The 16,078-nt window shown below is 63.1% G+C and carries 21 protein-coding genes; 11 read left to right on the forward strand and 10 right to left on the reverse strand.

Going from position 1 to position 16,078, the window contains the following annotated elements:
- The first annotated feature begins 131 nt into the window (after positions 1-131).
- Entirely contained in the window at positions 132-785 is a 654-nt protein-coding gene (locus NMAG_RS13185) for a hypothetical protein (RefSeq protein ID WP_004214989.1), read from the forward strand.
- Here the strand turns inward: NMAG_RS13185 and lysA are convergent, their stop codons facing one another.
- The 5 genes from lysA to dapA all read right to left on the reverse strand — a co-directional run bounded on the left by lysA (position 786) and on the right by dapA (position 5,529).
- The gene (gene lysA / locus NMAG_RS13190) at positions 786-2,021 is read right to left on the reverse strand and encodes a diaminopimelate decarboxylase (RefSeq protein WP_004214988.1); all 1,236 of its coding nucleotides are present in this window, start codon (positions 2,019-2,021) and stop codon (positions 786-788) included.
- Positions 2,022-2,082: 61 nt separating this feature from the next.
- Positions 2,083-2,817, reverse strand: a complete 735-nt coding sequence (locus tag NMAG_RS13195) for an aldo/keto reductase (RefSeq protein ID WP_004214987.1) — start codon at positions 2,815-2,817, stop codon at positions 2,083-2,085.
- A gap of 143 nt (positions 2,818-2,960) precedes the next feature.
- On the reverse strand, positions 2,961-3,797 hold the full coding sequence (locus tag NMAG_RS13200; protein WP_049916221.1) for a 2,3,4,5-tetrahydropyridine-2,6-dicarboxylate N-succinyltransferase: 837 nt from the start codon (positions 3,795-3,797) through the stop codon (positions 2,961-2,963).
- A 2-nt stretch (positions 3,798-3,799) separates the two neighbouring features.
- Complete coding sequence (dapB, locus tag NMAG_RS13205; RefSeq protein ID WP_004214985.1) at positions 3,800-4,603, reverse strand: 4-hydroxy-tetrahydrodipicolinate reductase; 804 nt, start codon at positions 4,601-4,603, stop codon at positions 3,800-3,802.
- Entirely contained in the window at positions 4,600-5,529 is a 930-nt protein-coding gene (gene dapA / locus NMAG_RS13210) for a 4-hydroxy-tetrahydrodipicolinate synthase (protein WP_004214983.1), read from the reverse strand. The genes dapB and dapA overlap by 4 nt, the downstream gene beginning before the upstream one ends.
- A 512-nt stretch (positions 5,530-6,041) precedes the next feature.
- Between dapA and NMAG_RS13215 the strand changes: the two genes are divergently transcribed.
- Together NMAG_RS13215 and NMAG_RS13220 are read left to right on the forward strand one after the other, a co-directional pair.
- A complete protein-coding gene (locus NMAG_RS13215; RefSeq protein WP_004214981.1) occupies positions 6,042-6,851 on the forward strand; it encodes a M48 family metallopeptidase in 810 nt (269 codons plus the stop codon).
- 218 nt (positions 6,852-7,069) lie between these two features.
- The gene (locus tag NMAG_RS13220) at positions 7,070-7,567 is read left to right on the forward strand and encodes a LabA-like NYN domain-containing protein (protein WP_004214977.1); all 498 of its coding nucleotides are present in this window, start codon (positions 7,070-7,072) and stop codon (positions 7,565-7,567) included.
- 168 nt (positions 7,568-7,735) lie between these two features.
- On the opposite strand, the gene NMAG_RS13225 is transcribed toward NMAG_RS13220, so the two are convergent.
- On the reverse strand, positions 7,736-7,921 hold the full coding sequence (locus tag NMAG_RS13225) for a hypothetical protein (RefSeq protein ID WP_004214975.1): 186 nt from the start codon (positions 7,919-7,921) through the stop codon (positions 7,736-7,738).
- A gap of 154 nt (positions 7,922-8,075) precedes the next feature.
- Between NMAG_RS13225 and NMAG_RS13230 the strand changes: the two genes are divergently transcribed.
- The 4 genes from NMAG_RS13230 to NMAG_RS13245 all read left to right on the forward strand — a co-directional run bounded on the left by NMAG_RS13230 (position 8,076) and on the right by NMAG_RS13245 (position 10,470).
- Positions 8,076-8,645 carry a PUA domain-containing protein gene (locus tag NMAG_RS13230; protein ID WP_004214974.1) on the forward strand — a complete coding sequence of 190 codons (570 nt, stop codon included), beginning with the start codon at positions 8,076-8,078 and terminating at the stop codon, positions 8,643-8,645.
- Between the two features lie 56 nt (positions 8,646-8,701).
- Positions 8,702-9,010 (forward strand): hypothetical protein, encoded by a 309-nt coding sequence (locus NMAG_RS13235; RefSeq protein WP_004214972.1) that lies wholly within the window; start codon positions 8,702-8,704, stop codon positions 9,008-9,010.
- Positions 9,011-9,068: 58 nt separating this feature from the next.
- The gene (locus tag NMAG_RS13240) at positions 9,069-9,443 is read left to right on the forward strand and encodes a nascent polypeptide-associated complex protein (RefSeq protein WP_012996718.1); all 375 of its coding nucleotides are present in this window, start codon (positions 9,069-9,071) and stop codon (positions 9,441-9,443) included.
- Between the two features lie 238 nt (positions 9,444-9,681).
- Positions 9,682-10,470 (forward strand): methyltransferase domain-containing protein, encoded by a 789-nt coding sequence (locus NMAG_RS13245; RefSeq protein WP_049916226.1) that lies wholly within the window; start codon positions 9,682-9,684, stop codon positions 10,468-10,470.
- Positions 10,471-10,706: 236 nt separating this feature from the next.
- Here the strand turns inward: NMAG_RS13245 and NMAG_RS13250 are convergent, their stop codons facing one another.
- Both NMAG_RS13250 and NMAG_RS13255 read right to left on the reverse strand, forming a co-directional pair.
- A complete protein-coding gene (locus tag NMAG_RS13250; RefSeq protein ID WP_004214967.1) occupies positions 10,707-11,015 on the reverse strand; it encodes a transcription factor S in 309 nt (102 codons plus the stop codon).
- A gap of 85 nt (positions 11,016-11,100) precedes the next feature.
- Entirely contained in the window at positions 11,101-11,352 is a 252-nt protein-coding gene (locus tag NMAG_RS13255; RefSeq protein ID WP_004214965.1) for a DUF5789 family protein, read from the reverse strand.
- Between the two features lie 130 nt (positions 11,353-11,482).
- On the opposite strand from NMAG_RS13255, the gene NMAG_RS13260 reads away from it, so the two are divergent.
- From NMAG_RS13260 to NMAG_RS13270, 3 genes are all read left to right on the forward strand, one after another.
- Positions 11,483-12,775, forward strand: coding sequence for an MFS transporter (locus NMAG_RS13260; protein ID WP_004214963.1), 1,293 nt, complete (start codon positions 11,483-11,485; stop codon positions 12,773-12,775).
- Positions 12,776-12,890: 115 nt separating this feature from the next.
- Entirely contained in the window at positions 12,891-13,394 is a 504-nt protein-coding gene (locus tag NMAG_RS13265; RefSeq protein ID WP_004214961.1) for a DUF5797 family protein, read from the forward strand.
- Positions 13,395-13,591: 197 nt separating this feature from the next.
- Positions 13,592-13,987 (forward strand): hypothetical protein, encoded by a 396-nt coding sequence (locus NMAG_RS13270; protein ID WP_004214960.1) that lies wholly within the window; start codon positions 13,592-13,594, stop codon positions 13,985-13,987.
- Positions 13,988-13,994: 7 nt separating this feature from the next.
- Here NMAG_RS13270 and NMAG_RS13275 read toward each other — a convergent pair whose 3' ends face one another.
- Both NMAG_RS13275 and NMAG_RS13280 read right to left on the reverse strand, forming a co-directional pair.
- Positions 13,995-15,062 (reverse strand): DUF5787 family protein, encoded by a 1,068-nt coding sequence (locus tag NMAG_RS13275; protein WP_004214959.1) that lies wholly within the window; start codon positions 15,060-15,062, stop codon positions 13,995-13,997.
- A 111-nt stretch (positions 15,063-15,173) separates the two neighbouring features.
- Entirely contained in the window at positions 15,174-15,602 is a 429-nt protein-coding gene (locus NMAG_RS13280; RefSeq protein WP_004214958.1) for a bis(5'-nucleosyl)-tetraphosphatase, read from the reverse strand.
- Between the two features lie 110 nt (positions 15,603-15,712).
- On the opposite strand from NMAG_RS13280, the gene NMAG_RS13285 reads away from it, so the two are divergent.
- Positions 15,713-16,048, forward strand: a complete 336-nt coding sequence (locus tag NMAG_RS13285; RefSeq protein WP_049916225.1) for an uS10/mL48 family ribosomal protein — start codon at positions 15,713-15,715, stop codon at positions 16,046-16,048.
- The last annotated feature ends 30 nt before the right edge of the window (positions 16,049-16,078 follow it).

Genomic DNA, 16,078 nt, shown 5'->3' on the forward strand with positions numbered 1-16,078 from the left:
ATAATCCTCGTTTCCCACTGGCGGGTGATAAGCGCAATCTTTCGTTCGATAGCACGACTCTGCCGTCGTCCTGTCCGGTCCGGTATCTGTCGAACGAACGTTATTTTTTGCTGTGGTTTCAATTGTGTGTCATGCCCTCCGACAGACGAACGTTTCTCACCATCTGCGGGACGGGCGCGACAACGGCGCTCGCTGGATGTGCCGACGCTCGTGTGTCGGCTCGAGACGTCGTTACTCCACACGACCCGATCGAGGCGTCGCTCGGTTCCAAGCGAGTGTTTGGCGTCCGGAACGACCACGCCTACGAACTGTTCGATGCGCGTCCGTTTGCAGACGAGGACCTTCCGCTCGAGGAGAACGACGCACCAGTAGTCTTCCCACAGCGTATCGAGCCCGAAACGTATCCGGGCATCCCTGACGGAGCACACGTCGCTCCGATGGTTCCCGACGAGATCGTCATTTCTCCCGTGTACGAGGAGACGCTCGAGGACGGGGCAGAGTATTCGACCCCCGAGCCACCGCTCACCGTCGAATCGGTCGTGACTGATCGACTTAGTGAATCGTTCGACGAGTTCGTCTTCGACGGTCGAGTGACGCTAGCCGACCGAGACGACGCCGCGTCGAGCGATTCGTCGATGCCGTTCCTTGCGGGTGATACGACCAGTTACCGTCTGAGCCAAGAAGCGTTTAGCGACCTCAAAATCGGCGATCTGTTTCGATTTCGGCCATCCTACAGCCAGCCGGAATACGTGTCGGAAGTTCTCGAACGCTGGACGGCGTACTGACTACTGCTCGACGCGGGTCACGTCGTCGAGCGTCTCCCGCCGGCGCACGACGCGCGCCTCGCCGTTCTCGAGTGCAACCTCCGCTGGTCGGGGCTGGGAGTGGAACTGACTCGCGAGTTCGTAGCCGTAGGAACCCGCGTTCCCGATAGCGATGATGTCCTCGCGCTCCGGGCGGGCGACCGGCCGGTCGTGTGCGAAGACGTCCGCGCTGGTACAGACCGGGCCGCCGACAGTGACCTCGTGGGGCTCGCGATCCGGCGCACTGACGTTGTACATCGGGTGGTAGGAGCCGAACATCGCGGGTCGGATCAGCGTCGCCAGGCTGGCGTCGATGCCGACGACCGTGGTGTCCGGTGCCTCCTTGATCGTGTTCACCTCGCTCAGGATGACTGAGGCGTCAGCGACGACGTAGCGACCCGGCTCGAGTTTGAGCGTGGCCTCGAGGTCGCCCACGGCGTCGCGGACCATGTTCGAGGTCTTCTCGAGGTCGAGCGGCTCGTCGTCCTCGCGGTACGGGACGCCGTAGCCGCCGCCCACATCGACGAACTCCAAGTCCTCGTCGCCGACGCGACGGGCCATCTCGCCGACGCGTTCGATTGCGCGGCAGTGCTCCTCGAGCCCCTCCGTCAGAACGCCGCTGCCCGCGTGGGCGTGGAGGCCGACGAGGTCGAACTCTTCGCGGACGCGGTCTGCGACCTCGGGGACGCGATCGTAGGGGATGCCGAACTTCGCGTCCGCGCCGGTGGCAACCTTCTCGTGGTGACCCGTGCCGATACCGGGATTGATTCGGATGGCGATCCGGCCGTCGTAGCCCCGTTCGGCCAGGCGGTCGAGGGTGTCAGTCGCGCCGATGGTGATCGTTAGTCCCGGGTTCTCGGCGGCAAGATCGGTCGCGTAGTCCAGATCGTGATCCGGCGGATTGACCGCGGTGTACTGGAGCGTGTTCGGGTCTGCGCCGGCGTCGATCGAGCGCTGTAGTTCGCCCCAGGCCGCACACTCGATTTCGCCGCCAGCCTCGAGAACGGCCTCGAGAACCGCCTTCCCCGTGTGCGCCTTCGCGGCGTACATGACCTCGGCGTCGGGGAACGCCGACGCGAAGCGGGTGTAGTTCTCCTTGACCCGGTCGAGGTCGGTCACGTACAGCGGCGTGTCGTACTCCTCGGCGAGGGATGCGAGTCGGTCGTGATCCCAGTCAGCGAGCCGGCGAACGGCCGGCGAATCCGCAAGGTCGGTCATTGGTCACCATACGTGACCAGGAGCAGTCAAGGGTTTGGGTTCGGGCAGTCGTGGACCCCGTTCATTCCGGAAACAGTTCTTTAGTTCGGTCGATCGTGTCGATGCGCTCACACTCGGCAGGCGAAAGTTCGAGGTCCTGTGCCTCGAGATTCGCCCGCAGGTGATCGGCGCTGCTCGATTTCGGAATCGTCACGACCCCGTCTTTCGCCAGTAGCCACGCGAGACAGACCGCTTCGGCCGTCGTCTCGTGATCCTCGGCGATGTCGACGAGTGCGTCGACCTGCCGTGCCTGCCCGTTCGCCAGCGGCGAGTACGCCACGAGCGGATAGCCGTGCTCGCGGGCGTGAGCGAGCAACTCGTCGGGCTGGAACAACGGGTGGTACTCGACCTGATGGGCCGCAATCGGCGTGTCGAGAACGGAGTGGACCGTCTCGAGTTCCTCGCGCGAAAAGTTGCTCACGCCGATGCCACCGATGGTGCCCGCGTCACAAAGGGTCTCGAAGGCCGGCAACGTTTCCTCGGGATCGTACGCCTCGATCGGACGGTGTACGTACAACAAGTCGACGAACTCGAGTCCCAGTCTGTCGAGACTCTCCGCAGTCGTGCGGTGCACGTCGTCCGGCGCGAGGCTGTCGGCCCAGACCTTCGTCGCGACGGTTACGTCCGCACGCGGGACCGAACTCTGGGACAGTCCGTCGCCAACGACGGCCTCGTTGCCGTATATCTGCGCTGTATCGAGATGTCTGTAGCCGTACTCGAGTGCCGTCTCGATCACGCCAGGATTGTCGATTCCCATTGTGCCGAGGCCGACGGGCGGTAAGGAAAGATGTGTCCGCGTCACACGTACTGTTCACGGCGCGAGGGGAAGTGCACTCCGACGGGAGGATGTGTCGCTGAAAACGGTCGGCTCTCGGATTCTCGGATTCTCGGATTCTCGGATTACTCGCGCAGTGCGTCCTCGCGCTCGGTCGCCTCGAGTGTCTCCGTCTCGAGGTCGGTGGCGACGACGGCGGGCTTGTACGCGCCACCCTCGAAGAGGTCGTGGTCGCTAACCGAGGATTCGACGAAGCGGGTGAACGCACGGCGGTTCGCGGGCAGTTCGCCGTACAGCACCTCTTCCTCGACGAGGTCGTAGACCGGGATCCGCGGCGTCAGCAGGGTATTCTCGCCGACGACGCTGTTCTCGCCGACGACGAAGCCGCTGGTGACGCGGCAGCCGGCACCGAGCGAGACGTTGTCCTCGACGATGACCGGCGCGCTCTCGACCGGCTCCAGCACGCCGCCGATGAGAGTATTCGCGCCAAGCTTGACGTTCTCGCCGATCTGCGCACAGGAGCCGACAGTGTCACAGGAGTCGACGAGCGTCCCGTCGCCGATGTGCGCGCCGATGTTGACGAAGCTCGGGCTCATCATGATGCAGTCCGAGCCGAGGTAGGCCCCGCGGCGGATCGTCGTCCCGTCCGGCGTGTTGCGGGTGCCGCGCGCGCCGAGGTCGTCAGTCTCGCGCAGCGGCAGTACGTCGTAGTGGTCGACGTTGCCGTACTCGTAGGCCTGATTTTCCCGGAGGCCGAAGTTGAGCAGGATTCCCTGCTTGACCCACTGGTTGGCTTCCCACTCGCCATCGGTCTTTGCTGCGGCACGGATCTCGCCGTCCTCCAGCGCCGAGAGGAATGCCTCGAGGGTGTCGAGGGCATCCTCGCCGGCCGAGTCGGCGTCGATCTCACCGTTCTGTTTCCGTTCCCACAGCTCGTCGATTTCGGTTTCGAGCGTACTCATACTCATGCGTCGATCACGTCCGCAAAGTCGTAGCTTCCTGCCTTTGCTCCTGCGATCCAGACCGCTGCGTCGACCGCGCCCGCGGCAAAAACGCCCCGGTCCTCGGCGCGGTGGGTCAGGCGAACCTCCTCGTGGTTGCCCGCGAGGATAATCTCGTGTTCGCCCGTGATGTTGCCCGCGCGGATCGCGTGGACACCGATTTCGCTTCCCTCACGTGGGGCCTCGCCCTCGCGGCCATGGGTACGGTCACCGAACTCTCCGTTCGCCTCAATCTCGTCGAGCAGCCGGTTTGCCGTCCCGCTCGGTGCGTCTCGCTTTGCGTTGTGGTGGGCCTCGACGAGTTCGACGTCGTAGCCCGGCAAATTCTGGACCACGTCGCCGACGACGTTCACCAGCGCCTGCACGCCGCGCGCGAAGTTGGGCGCGTGGAGAACCGGAATCGACTCGGCGGCGGACTCGAGTACGTCGTGCTGGTCGTCGGTGAAGCCGGTGGTGCCGGTGACGAAGGCGGTGGTCGTCGTGGTGTCGTCGCCAGCGTCGGCGTCGGCGTCGGTACAGGCCTGCACGTACTCGAGTGCCGATTCGGGACCGGTGAAGTCGATGACGGCGTCTGGCTCGCGCTCAGCGAGTAGCGAGTCGAACTCCGCTGCAGGCTCGATCTCGACGCCGTCGACGGTCTCGCCGTTGGGTTCACGGTTGACCGCAAACGCGACCACACAGTCCTCACGGTCCGTGATAGCGGCGATGACCTCGCGGCCCATGCGGCCGGTTGCACCGGTGACGCCGATTCGGGTCGGCTCCGTCATCGATCACCCTCTGGTTCGGCGTTTGCTACGTCGGTCGTCTCACGCTCGAGGTCGTCGAGGACAGCTTCGAGATCCGCGCGGTACTCCTCGGCGAGTCGGGTGAGCGGCGGCCGCATCCGGGCTGGTCCGTAGCCGCGGATCTGCATGGCTTCCTTGACCGGAATCGGGTTCGTCTCGACGAACAGCTCGCGGAAGAGCGGCCCGAGTTCGTGGTGGAGGTTCTGTGCGCGTGCGTAGTCGCCGTCGAGCGCCGCGCCCACCATCGCGCAGGTCCGTTCGGGCTCGATGTTCGCGGCGACGCTAATCGTCCCCGTGCCGCCGACCGAGATGATCGGCAGCGTCATCGCGTCGTCACCCGAGAGGACGGCGAACTCCTCGTCCATCGTGCGCTCTGCGATCTCACCGATCATGCCGAGGTCGCCGCTTGCGGCCTTGTAGCCCGCGATATTCTCGTGGCTCGCGAGTTCGACGGCGGTGTCGGGTTCGATCGTCTGTCCCGTCCGCGAGGGGACGTTGTAGACGATCTGTGGCAGGTCGACTGCGTCAGCGATCGTCCGATAGTGGTCGACCAGCCCGCGCTGTTCAGGCTTGTTGTAGTACGGGGAGATCAGCAGCAGGCCGTCCGCGCCGGCGTCGGCCGAGCGCTCCGAGAGTTCCAGGGCTTCGCGCGTGTTGTTGGATCCGGAGCCAGCGATGACGGGCACGTCGTCGACGGCGTCGATTACCGCTTCGACGACGCGGACGTGTTCGTCGTGGGTCAGGGTCGCGGATTCGCCGGTAGAGCCGACGGGAACGAGGCCGTCGACGCCTGCCGCCTCGAGTCGCTGTGCGTCCTGCTGGAGTGTTTCAAAGTCGATGCGTTCGTCTTCGTCGAACGGCGTACACATTGCGGGGAAGACGCCGGAAAGGTCGAGTTCTTGTGTCATAGTGGATTGAGCTGCGTTGTTGCGGTGGTGCGTTAGTCGTATTGTGCGTCGGTCGTGTGGTGTATTCGTGTTGTGTGTCGTGAGGGGGACACACATCCTGGCCACGTCCTTACTATCGTGTCAGTGGCCGTTACGAGTCGAGACTGTCGACAATCGGTCTGCAGGAGTGACAGTCGGTCGAAGCGTGCCCGAAACGAGTTCGCTACGCTCGCGACGAGCACTCTCAGACGCGTTTACGTTTCGGAAAGCGAGAAAAGACGCCACTCACGACGAGGTCGCCGATCCGATGAGTGACGTGACGCATACCCGATAGCGTGACCCGGACGAACTTAGCCGTTGTGACTTCCCTCGCTCGATGGTATTCGCTGACCTGCCTTCGCAGGGCCCATGACTGACCGGAACGTCAGTTCGGCCACTCACCAGCATAGTGGCATCTGTTAGCATGGCCTCGGAACGCGATTTGCTCGCCGAGTCCCGCTTCCTTTATACTTCCTGATTGCTAACCACCGGCTATGCGAAACACACAGTTAAAACTCCGAATGGCGTTCGTTGGATTCGTCCTGTTCGCCCTGTACTTCGCCGCCGCGCTGTTCTTCTCGGCGATGTTCGGAGTCAGCCTCCTGCCCGTGCTGGCACTCAGCATCATCGTCCTCCCCGCAGCCCAGTACAAGTTCGGCAAGTGGATGGCGCTTCGCGGCACCGAAGAGATGCCCAACGAGGGCCAGTACCGCGAGATTCACCAGATGACCGAATCTCTCTCACGGGATATGGGCCTCGACAAGCCAAAGCTCGTCGTCCAGGATATGGGCGTTCCAAACGCGTTCGCGACCGGGCGGAAAGGTGCCGGCGTCGTCTGCGTCTCGAACGAACTCATCCAGCTCCTCGAGCGCGACGAACTCGAGGGCGTCATCGCACACGAACTCGCTCACCTGAACAACCGCGACACCATTACGATGATCCTCGGACAGTCGGTCGGAATGGTCATCAGCTACGCCGTGTTCTTCTTCGTCCGCGACGACAACAACTTCTTCGTTGCCTACGCCGCGATGATGATTTCCCAGCTGCTCACGACGATCCTCGTCATGGCCATCTCGCGCTACCGCGAGTACGTCGCCGACGACGACGCCCGACAGTACATCGGCACCGGCGACCCGCTCGCCCGCGCACTCGAGAAGATCTCCCGCGGCGCCGAGGGTCGTGAATCGCAGGTCGACGAGACGGTCAGCGCGCTGTGTATCCTGAATACGGACCGCAGCCTCATGCAGAAGCTGTTCGCGAGCCACCCGCCGACCGAGAAGCGTATCGAGAAGCTTCGGCACTGATCGCAGTTCCTGCCGGCGGTTTCGACTTGCCATTTCTGTTTTGCTGGTCACTTGCGACAGCGGAGCCGTTCGAGATGGTGTGATGGGTGGAGTGAGTACAACAGATGGCTGGAGTGAGCATGCCGTCCAGACCGAGAACTCCGAGAGAGCCGTCAGTCCACCCCGAACACCCTTCACGAACGGGGTTCTTTTTATGCGTACCCAGTCCAAGCTAACACATGACGGAAATTCATCCCGGTCAGCGCGTTGCCGTTCTCGTCGACGCGCAGAACCTGTATCACTCGGCGCAGAGTCTGCACAGCCGCAATATCGATTATTCGGCCCTCCTCTCGAAGGCCGTACAGGATCGCCAGCTCACGCGCGCTATCGCGTACGTGATTCGCGCGGACGCCCCCGAAGAAGAGAGCTTCTTCGACGCGCTGGTGGATATCGGCTTCGAGACCAAGATCAAAGACATCAAGACGTTCTCCGACGGCACCAAGAAGGCCGACTGGGACGTCGGCATGAGTCTCGACGCGGTGACGCTCGCGAATCACGTCGACACGGTCGTCCTCTGTACGGGTGACGGCGACTTCTCACGACTCTGCTCGCACCTGCGACACGAGGGCGTGCGCGTCGAAGTAATGGCGTTCGAATCCTCGACGGCCGACGAACTCATCGACGCGACGGATACGTTCCTCGACCTCGACGAGCGACCCGAGACGTTCTTGCTCTGAGCGCGCGCTCCGCAGTTCGTATTTCACACTTCCGACTCACGGCGTGAGACGACACGCCGTGAGACGACAACACGAGCAGACGTGCACTCGAGTTCGAATCCGACACTGACAGACGGCTTCTGCGGTTGTCGCTGTCGACGCTACTGACGCTACTGGCGATACCGACGCTTACGACGGCGTCGACCGTGCGAGGTCGAGCACGACAGCGATCGCGCCGACGGCGAGGGCCGCCCCTGCGACGACGCCAGCGACAGGGTAGCCGCCTGCGTTCGTCTCAAGAATCGATGGGCCGGCGAGAACGAGCCCACTCACCGCGAGCAGTATCGTTCCGAGCGCAATCTGAACGACATCCATTCACGCGATATTACCAAGTCGGAGTATATAATAGTCGTGATCAACGGCTGCACCCGGTCGTCTCGTTGTATTCACGTAGACGTGTCCGTTGGCTGTGATCGGTACCCAACAGGCCATCGAAGGGCTTTCGACCCAGCGGACGAAACCACGCCCAATGAGCGAGCCAGTCGACGGAAACGCGGGTCTCTCCACGCTGCGGACGATCGCGGATTACCAGTTCGGTGCTGGTGCAGGCGCGGCACTCTTTCCCGATACAGACGGTTCTGCGGCCGCCACAGACACCGACACAGACACAGACACAGACACAGACACAGACATCGACACCGACACAGACACCAACGAACTCACCATCAAACGAACCTCCTCCGGCCGCCCCCAGCAGGTCCACGCCAAGGACGGCCGCATCGTCTCCTTCGGCATCGACGGCCGATTCACCCTCGGACTCGAGGGCGGCCGCCGGCTGGCGGAGGTACTCGAGTCCCCGGTCTATCGCGTGATCGTTGACGACGAGAGTGAGCCGTTCGTGCGCGACGAGAAAAACGTCTTTACGAAGTTCGTACTCGATGCGGGCGAGGAGATTCGACCGGGCGACGAGGTGCTGGTGGTTCACGAGCGCGGCGAGTTGCTCGCGGTCGGTCGTGCGGAGCTGGACGCGGCGTCGATTGCGGATTTCGAGACGGGGATGGCGGTGAACGTTCGCGAGGGTGCGCCTGCGCCAGAGTAGGTGTTACGCCAGCCGATATTCGTATTCTTTTTGACTAATCGCTCGAATCTGTCCGTATGGTTTCGACACTTCTTCTCACACTCATCTTACTACCCGTCGTACTCCTGGGTGTCGTCTGGTCGTCAGTTCAGTACGTCCCGGACGGGGAAGGACGGTTGCTCGTGGTCTCTGGTGAGGTTCGCGACGTACTCGGGCCTGGCATCTACTTCGCACCACCGTTCGTCTCGGAGACGTTTCCGATCGACTTCGAGACGATGCAGTACGAAACGCCGAAGCCACATCCGTTACCGACGGAACTCGAAGACGACGCCGAGCGGATTGCATCGACGGAGACAGAGACCACGGACGCAGGAACCGCAGACTGATCCAGGACGGAGCCGACGAACGACAAAGTAAAAGGTCGCGGGAGGCGACGTGTCGGGTATGTTTGGAGGAGGCGGCGGACTCAATCCGCGCAAGATGGAACAGATGATGCAGCAGATGGGTATCGACGTCGAGGACGTCGACGCTGAAGAGGTCATCATCCGCACCGACGAGTACGACCTCGTCTTCAACGACGCCGAAGTCACGAAGATGGACGCTCGCGGTCAGGAAACCTACCAGATCATCGGCTCGCCCGAACAGGTCGAAGCCGGCTCCGCCGGCGGCGATGCGGGGAGCGCAGACTCAGAACCCGCCATTCCAGAAGGCGACATCGAAATGGTTGCAACCCGAACTGGCGCCAGCGAGGACGAGGCCCGCGCCGCACTCGAGGACAACGACGGCGACCTGGCCGCAGCGGTCGAGGAACTCGAGTGACTCGAGTCGTGCATCGATGCGGAGATGGATGCAGAGAGGGGCGCAGACAGAGACGAAACCAGTGTCGAGAACAGCAACACGAACGGAGTGAGCGCCCGTGAGCGACGGTGAGAGCGACCAGAGCGCCGAAGCGGACGCGGACGTGGAAGCGGAATCGGACGCGGACGCGGAATCGGACGCGGACGCGGAATCGGACGCGGACGCGGAAGCCGAAGCAGAAACCGACGCGGAAGCAGGAGTGGAAACAGAAACGAATGCGGACACGCAACCGGACGAGGAGTCACCAGACCAGCCACCCGTCCTGCTCGTTCGGGACGACCGCGAGTTCCTCGTCCAGCCCGGCGAGGAGATGGGGACCGACCTCGGCATCCTCGAGGTCCCCGCAGACGTCGAACCGGGTGATACCGTTGAGACGCACCTGGACGAAGCCTTCCACGTTCGACGACTCCGCGGCCCGGACCTCTTTCACCACTTCGAGCGCACGGGTGCGCCGATGGTCCCCCGCGATATCGGGCTTATCATCGGCGAAACCGGAATCGCCCGCGGTGACCGCGTCCTCGACACCGGTACCGGGACCGGCGTCCTCTCGGCCTCGATGGCCCGCGCTGGTGCCACAGTCGTAACGTACGAACGAGACCCCGAGTTCGCCGACGTCGCTCGCGAGAACATGGAACTCGGCGGCGTTGCAGATGCCGTCGACGTCCGGACCGGCGACCTGACCGAAGAACTGGAGGCAGGGGCACTCGAGTCCGCACCGTTCGACGTACTCACCCTCGATACGGGTGACGCGGCCGAGATTGTTACGCACGCACCAGAACTGCTGGTTGAAGGTGGCTTCGTCGCGGTCTACAGTCCGTTCATCGAGTCGACGCGCGACGTCGTGGAGGCGGCCCGCGAGGCCGGGTTGGCGAATATCCGGACGCGAGAGACGATCCAGCGCGAGATGCAGTTCGACGACCGCGGCTCGCGGCCGTCGACGGCACCCGTGGGACACACGGGGTATCTGACGATCGCCCGGAACGAGTAGTTCTCCCTCTCTCCGTTACGTCCCATGTGGATCCGTCCACAAGAGAGGTGTCAGCGAGCGAGAGGTTCGAAGAACCCGAGCGACGCTGTTTACCGCGTGTGAACGGAGTGAGCGCGCGGGCCGACGACTGATGTGGAGACTCGCGAAGCGAGTCGGAACGGAAGGAGGAGTGTTTTTCATCGAAGTTTTTCCGAGTGTGGTCGCGAAGCGACCGCACGCAGAGAAAAAGTTCGGTTCTAGTTATCGTCTTCGCGCCACTTGTGCTCGCACTCAGAGCAAATGAAAAAGCGCGTTTCGGACTCGTCGGCCGAACGAATCTGCTGCATGTACCAGTACGCGCGGTCGTGGCCACACTCGGGACAGTGGGCGTCGGTCTCGGGCAGCGACGTCTCCTCGGAGGACTCGATAACCTCGGTCGCCTCCTGACTGTCCGTGACGACGTACTCGTCGGCGTCGCCTTTGGGTTTCGTATAGCCACAGCTGCCACACTCCCACAGCCCATCGTCGGCTTTCATCATCGAACCGCATTCGTCGCAGAATTCCATCGTTGTCCGGGCTACGTCGGCCGAGAGACTTAAACGGCCCGTTTGGATTCGGAGACGCTCTCACCGTTCTTGCTGACGAAGCGGCTCAGCCCTCCGACTGAAACGGCTCCCCAACTGCCTCCCGTGGCAACACGTTGTGCAACGCCGCCTCGAGTCCACCAGCCGACTCGTACCGCTCCTCCTGTGCCGCCCCGAGAAGCGATCCCAGATTCCGCTCGCCGTCTGCAAGCACCAGCGTCGTTGCCTCGAACGCGCCCGCTGCCTCGGCTTTCGTGACGGGGTACTCGAGTGCCTCGAAGGTGGACTCGAGTTCATTCAGTTTCAGTGTGGTTCCCAATAAGAACGGACGCGCCGCGAGCGCTTGTAGTGTCGGGTAGAGTATCGTCTCGCAGGCGCGCGAGACAGTTGATTTCAGCAATATTTCGTTTCGAAATGTTAATCGGGCGCGACGCCGCAGACGTATATCGATGCGGAATCTGGGACGACGGGTCGCGGCGCAGTTCGCCGTCGACCGGCGGGTACTGGCGCTCGCGTTCGCGCGGATGGCAGACGGGATCGGGAACTCGTTTCTAGTGATCGTGATTCCGCTGTACGTGGCCAGCGACGTCGTTGGCGGACCGACGTTCGGGCTGGCAGAGTCGATGATCATCGGGATCATCCTCTCGATTTTTGGCTTTCTCAACAGCAGCTTTCAGCCGTTGACGGGGCGGTTTTCGGATCGTGCCGGGAAGCGAAAGCTGTTCGTTCTGATCGGACTCGCTGGACTCGCGACGATGAACGTGGCGTATCTCTTCGCCGAATCGTACCTCTCGCTGCTCGTCATCCGCGGCTTGCAGGGAATCAGCGTCGCGTTCATCATTCCTGCGTCGGTCGCGCTGGTCAACGAACTCGCGACCACGGACGACCGCGGCGGGAACATGGGCGTCTACAACACGTTCCGACTGATCGGCTTCGGTGCCGGCCCGGTCGTCGCGGGTGCAGTGGTCAACGCAGGACCGTACACGCTTCCGATTGGGGGGCTATCCATCTCTGGCTTCGACGCGGCGTTCTACATCGCGGCGATCACGGCGATCATCAGCTTCCTGCTCGTGACCGTGCTGATCACCGATCCCGAGTCGACGCGGGCGAACGCGAGCGCGGATCTCGCCATTCCAGTGTGGGACCGACCGGGGCCGAACCTGCTCAATCCAATCTTCACGCTCGGCGTCGCGTCGCTGTTCATGGCGACGGCAATCGCGCTCTTCGCGACGATCCAGCCGCAGGTCAACACCCACCTGGAGCAGGGTGCGACCTGGTTCGGCCTCCAGTTCGCGGCGTTTATCGTCGCCCAAATTCTGCTGCAGACGCCGATCGGGCGCGCTTGCGACCGCTATGGCCGGCGGCCGTTCATCGTCGTCGGGATGGGGCTGTTGATTCCGACGACGCTCGCGCAGGGGTACGTTCCAACCTCCGAGACGATGTTCGTCGCGCGACTCCTGCAGGGAATCGCCGGCGCGATGGTGTTCGCGCCGTCGCTCGCGCTCGCGGGAGACCTTGCAGGCGAGGGTGAGTCGGGTTCGAAGCTCTCGGTTCTCACGATGGCCTTCGGCTTCGGAATCGCTATCGGCCCGCTCTCTTCGGGCGCGCTGGTCGGCTACGGCTTCGAGGTGCCGTTCATCTTCGGCACTGTGCTCGCCGTGATCGGCACGGTCCTCGTCTACACGCAGATCGAGGAGACGCTGGAACAGACACAGCCGGTGCCGTTCGTCGGGAGCGACTGAGCCGCGCCAGCCGGTGCGATAGCGGGTACGGCGGCCAGAGAAGGGAGCCAAACAGGAAAACGGCGAACGCGACGGGACGCAACGCAAAAGTACCACATGCCCGTACGATGCGACGATGACGCTCTCGGAGGAGGCCACGGAACGGCTAGCCGACGTGGTGGAGCTACAGCCGACGAAAAATTCCGAGTTGCAAGACCGGTGGGAGATGGAAAGCGGCAGTGAGGTCCACCAGTACTTGGAGAACGAACTCGGCGACTACTACTTTCGCGACGACAACAGCCTGATCCGGGCGACCGCCGAGGCTGCAGATCTGGTCGACGTCGAGCCGGGGATCGAGAGCGACCCCGACGCGGAGGGTGCACCTTCCCGCGTTCGCGTACCAGAGCTGCAGGTACAGATCGTCGACGTACTCGCCGGTCCCGACGAGGAATCAGAGAGCGTCGTCTCAGTGTTACACGCGCTCCGAGACGAGTTCGACGTCGATCCAGGCGCGGAGGACGTCCGCTCCGGCCTCCAGAGTCTGCGCCGGAAGGGTGTCGTCGAGGTAGAGTACCGGACGGTTCCGACGTTCCGACTGGCAGCACCACGAGACGAAATCGAGGTTGAGGCGGCGAACTAAGCCGACGCACTGAGACAGAGTCGGCTCATTGAGCCCGAGGTGACTCGCTGGAAGCGTATCGCTTCCGGCGCATTCGTCGCCGCAGTAGCAGTTGTTTCTCACGAGGAGGTTTGTGACCGGCCAGGGCCACAGTCGGACTCCGAGTTGGTACACTCGTCAACAGAACACTATTGATACCGTGCTAACAAGTGTGTGGTATGTCCGACGCAGTCGTCCGCCTCGATGTCCCCATCGTCGACGCGATGGCCCTCCTCGGTGCGAGTTCCGTCGCCGTTGTCGGTGGCACGCTCTTCGACACCATCCTCGGCGTCTCGCCCGTCTGGCTCGGTGTGAGTCTCTACGTGGTCTTTCTGTGTCACCGGCTAGTGCTCGCGGTCGAGCGACGCACGGGTGAAATGTACCGTGCGGACAACAGGTACTTCCACGAAGCAGTGTCCGTCCTTGTCTGGACTCCAGTTGTGTACGGGAGCATTGGATCGTCCCAACAGATCCGTGGAACTGCCGTCGTCTGGCTCAGTATCGGGCTGTACGCCAGCTACTTGCTTTACAGGTTGGTCGTTGCCGTCGAACGAGACACGTACAGTACTGCCTGAGTTTCCGTCAGTCACAGCCTCCCGCGTTCTGGCCTGGCCGCCGTCGCCGCCGTCGTTTCGCGAGGAGACGCTGCAACCGTTTTCCCGGGCCGCCCTCGATCGGCCAGTCCTTCGTTCGCCAGACCGGCGGCTCGGGTTCGAATTCCGGGCAGGAGCCCGAACACTCGGCCGCTGTCGGCTGACACGCCTTGGCGCTGCAGTACGGCACGAGCTGTGGTCCCTCCCGTGCGCGCAGTTCGAAGTGACGACAGTCCGGGCGCATCGTCTCGACGAACGACCGCCAGCCGCGCTCGTAGGCACGTTCCGCGAGTGCGAGTCGTTTCTCGGCTTTCGTCTCCGGCTCGACGTACTCGAATCGCGCCGCCGACCCATCGCGCTCGCCGCCATCGGGTCGCTCGAGTATCCGCGTTCCCGGCTCGTCGACTGCGAGTTGTCTGGGATGCCAGGCTACCTCGGCCGTGAGCGCGTCCGGATCGAGCGTGAGAATGCCCGCCGCCACCGGTAGCCCCTCGAACAACGCCGGTGTGATCGTCTCGTCCGTCGCCTGGGTCGCCACCCAGACCTCGTCCGCCAGCGCCAGCGCCACGTCGAACTCGAGTTGCGGCCCGAGCGCGCGGGCGGCGCTCGCGTCGAGGTCGGGCTTGTTCTCGATGGCGATAATGCGCTCGATCCAGTCGGGGTAGGGCCACTTGCGGCGGATCTGGATGCGGTTGCCCTGCTTTCGCATCTCGAGAATCCCGCGGTCATCGGCCTGATGGATCGCTTCGCGGACGTAGCGCCACGGGTAGCCGGGGTGGGGTAGCGCGTCGCGGTAGTACGCCCACTCGGTAGGCGCGTTACGGACGATATGCAAGAGGTCGCTGTCGAGGCGCTTCGCGCCGAATCGTGCTCGATTTCGGAGGCCGGTGGGGTCGCACTCGAGTACGATGGTATCCCAGCGGCGGCGTTTGGTGCCGAGTTGGCGGGCGACGATGTGGTGGGTGTCGTCGTGGCCGTGGCCGCGGTCTGGTGGCCACTCGCGTTCGGCCCAGCGACAGGTTCGGAGTTCGAAGGCGAACTCGGAGTCAGGGGTCATGTGGCTGGTTTAGCGTAGAGCGCGTGTGAGTGGAGTGGAGTAGATACGTCTGGTGCGCCGGTGTCCCTACTGGTGGGCCGGCGGTACGGTGGCGTTGGATTCCTCGCCCACTCAGACCGACTCGAGTTCGTCGAGGAACTCGTGGGCGTCCTCGAGAATCTCTCGGGGGCCGTCTTGTGTGACGGTGTTGACCGCCTGCTCGTAGTCGCGCCACTGGAGGTCTCGATGCTCGTTCGAGAGCTCGGCGCTCGCCTCGAACGACTTCGCCACGAAGAGGTGAACGGTCTTGTGGATCGTCTTGCCGTTGGCCTCGAAGACGTAGTCGTAGTCCTCACGAAAGCCATCGAGTAGTCTGAACTGGTCGATACCTGCCTCTTCCTTTATTTCGCGGATCGCCGTCTGTTGTAGCTCTTCATCTCCTTCGACACCGCCCTTCGGAAACTCCCAGTCGCCCGGGCGGCTCTTGAGTAGAAGATACTCGCGCCGGCCCCGCGTGTCGCGGAAGAGGATCGCGCCTGCGCTCGTAGCTTCGACTGCCATTAACAGGGCTAATAGATGAGACGTTAAGAGAATATCGGACTGTTCGTCGCGCGTAGACGTATCTCAGCAGGTTTTTACGCGACGACCGTGGAAGAATGAACAACACCGCTATGACCTTCGTCACCCGTCTCACGCTCCAGAGCGGCGATCGCGCCGCCCTCGACGGTATCGTTAACGACATCAAATCCTCCGCCGAGCGAAAGGGCGCTGCCCTCAAAGGCCCGCACTCCCATCCGCCGAAGAAAATCTCGGTCCCCCAGCCGTGTCGGCTGCACACCGACGACGACCGCCACTTCGACTCCTGGGAGTACACCGTCTTCACCCGCGAACTCGAGATCCACGGCCACGACAATCTCGCGCGCAACATCGCCTCGCAGAACTTCCCCGACTCGGTCCATATCGAGGCCGAAGTCGAACAGATCCACGGCGCAGGTCGCGGGAACTGACGAAGGAGGGGGCGTCCGACTGTTTACCGC

The sequence above is a fragment of the Natrialba magadii ATCC 43099 genome (assembly GCF_000025625.1).
Taxonomy (GTDB): domain Archaea; phylum Halobacteriota; class Halobacteria; order Halobacteriales; family Natrialbaceae; genus Natrialba; species Natrialba magadii.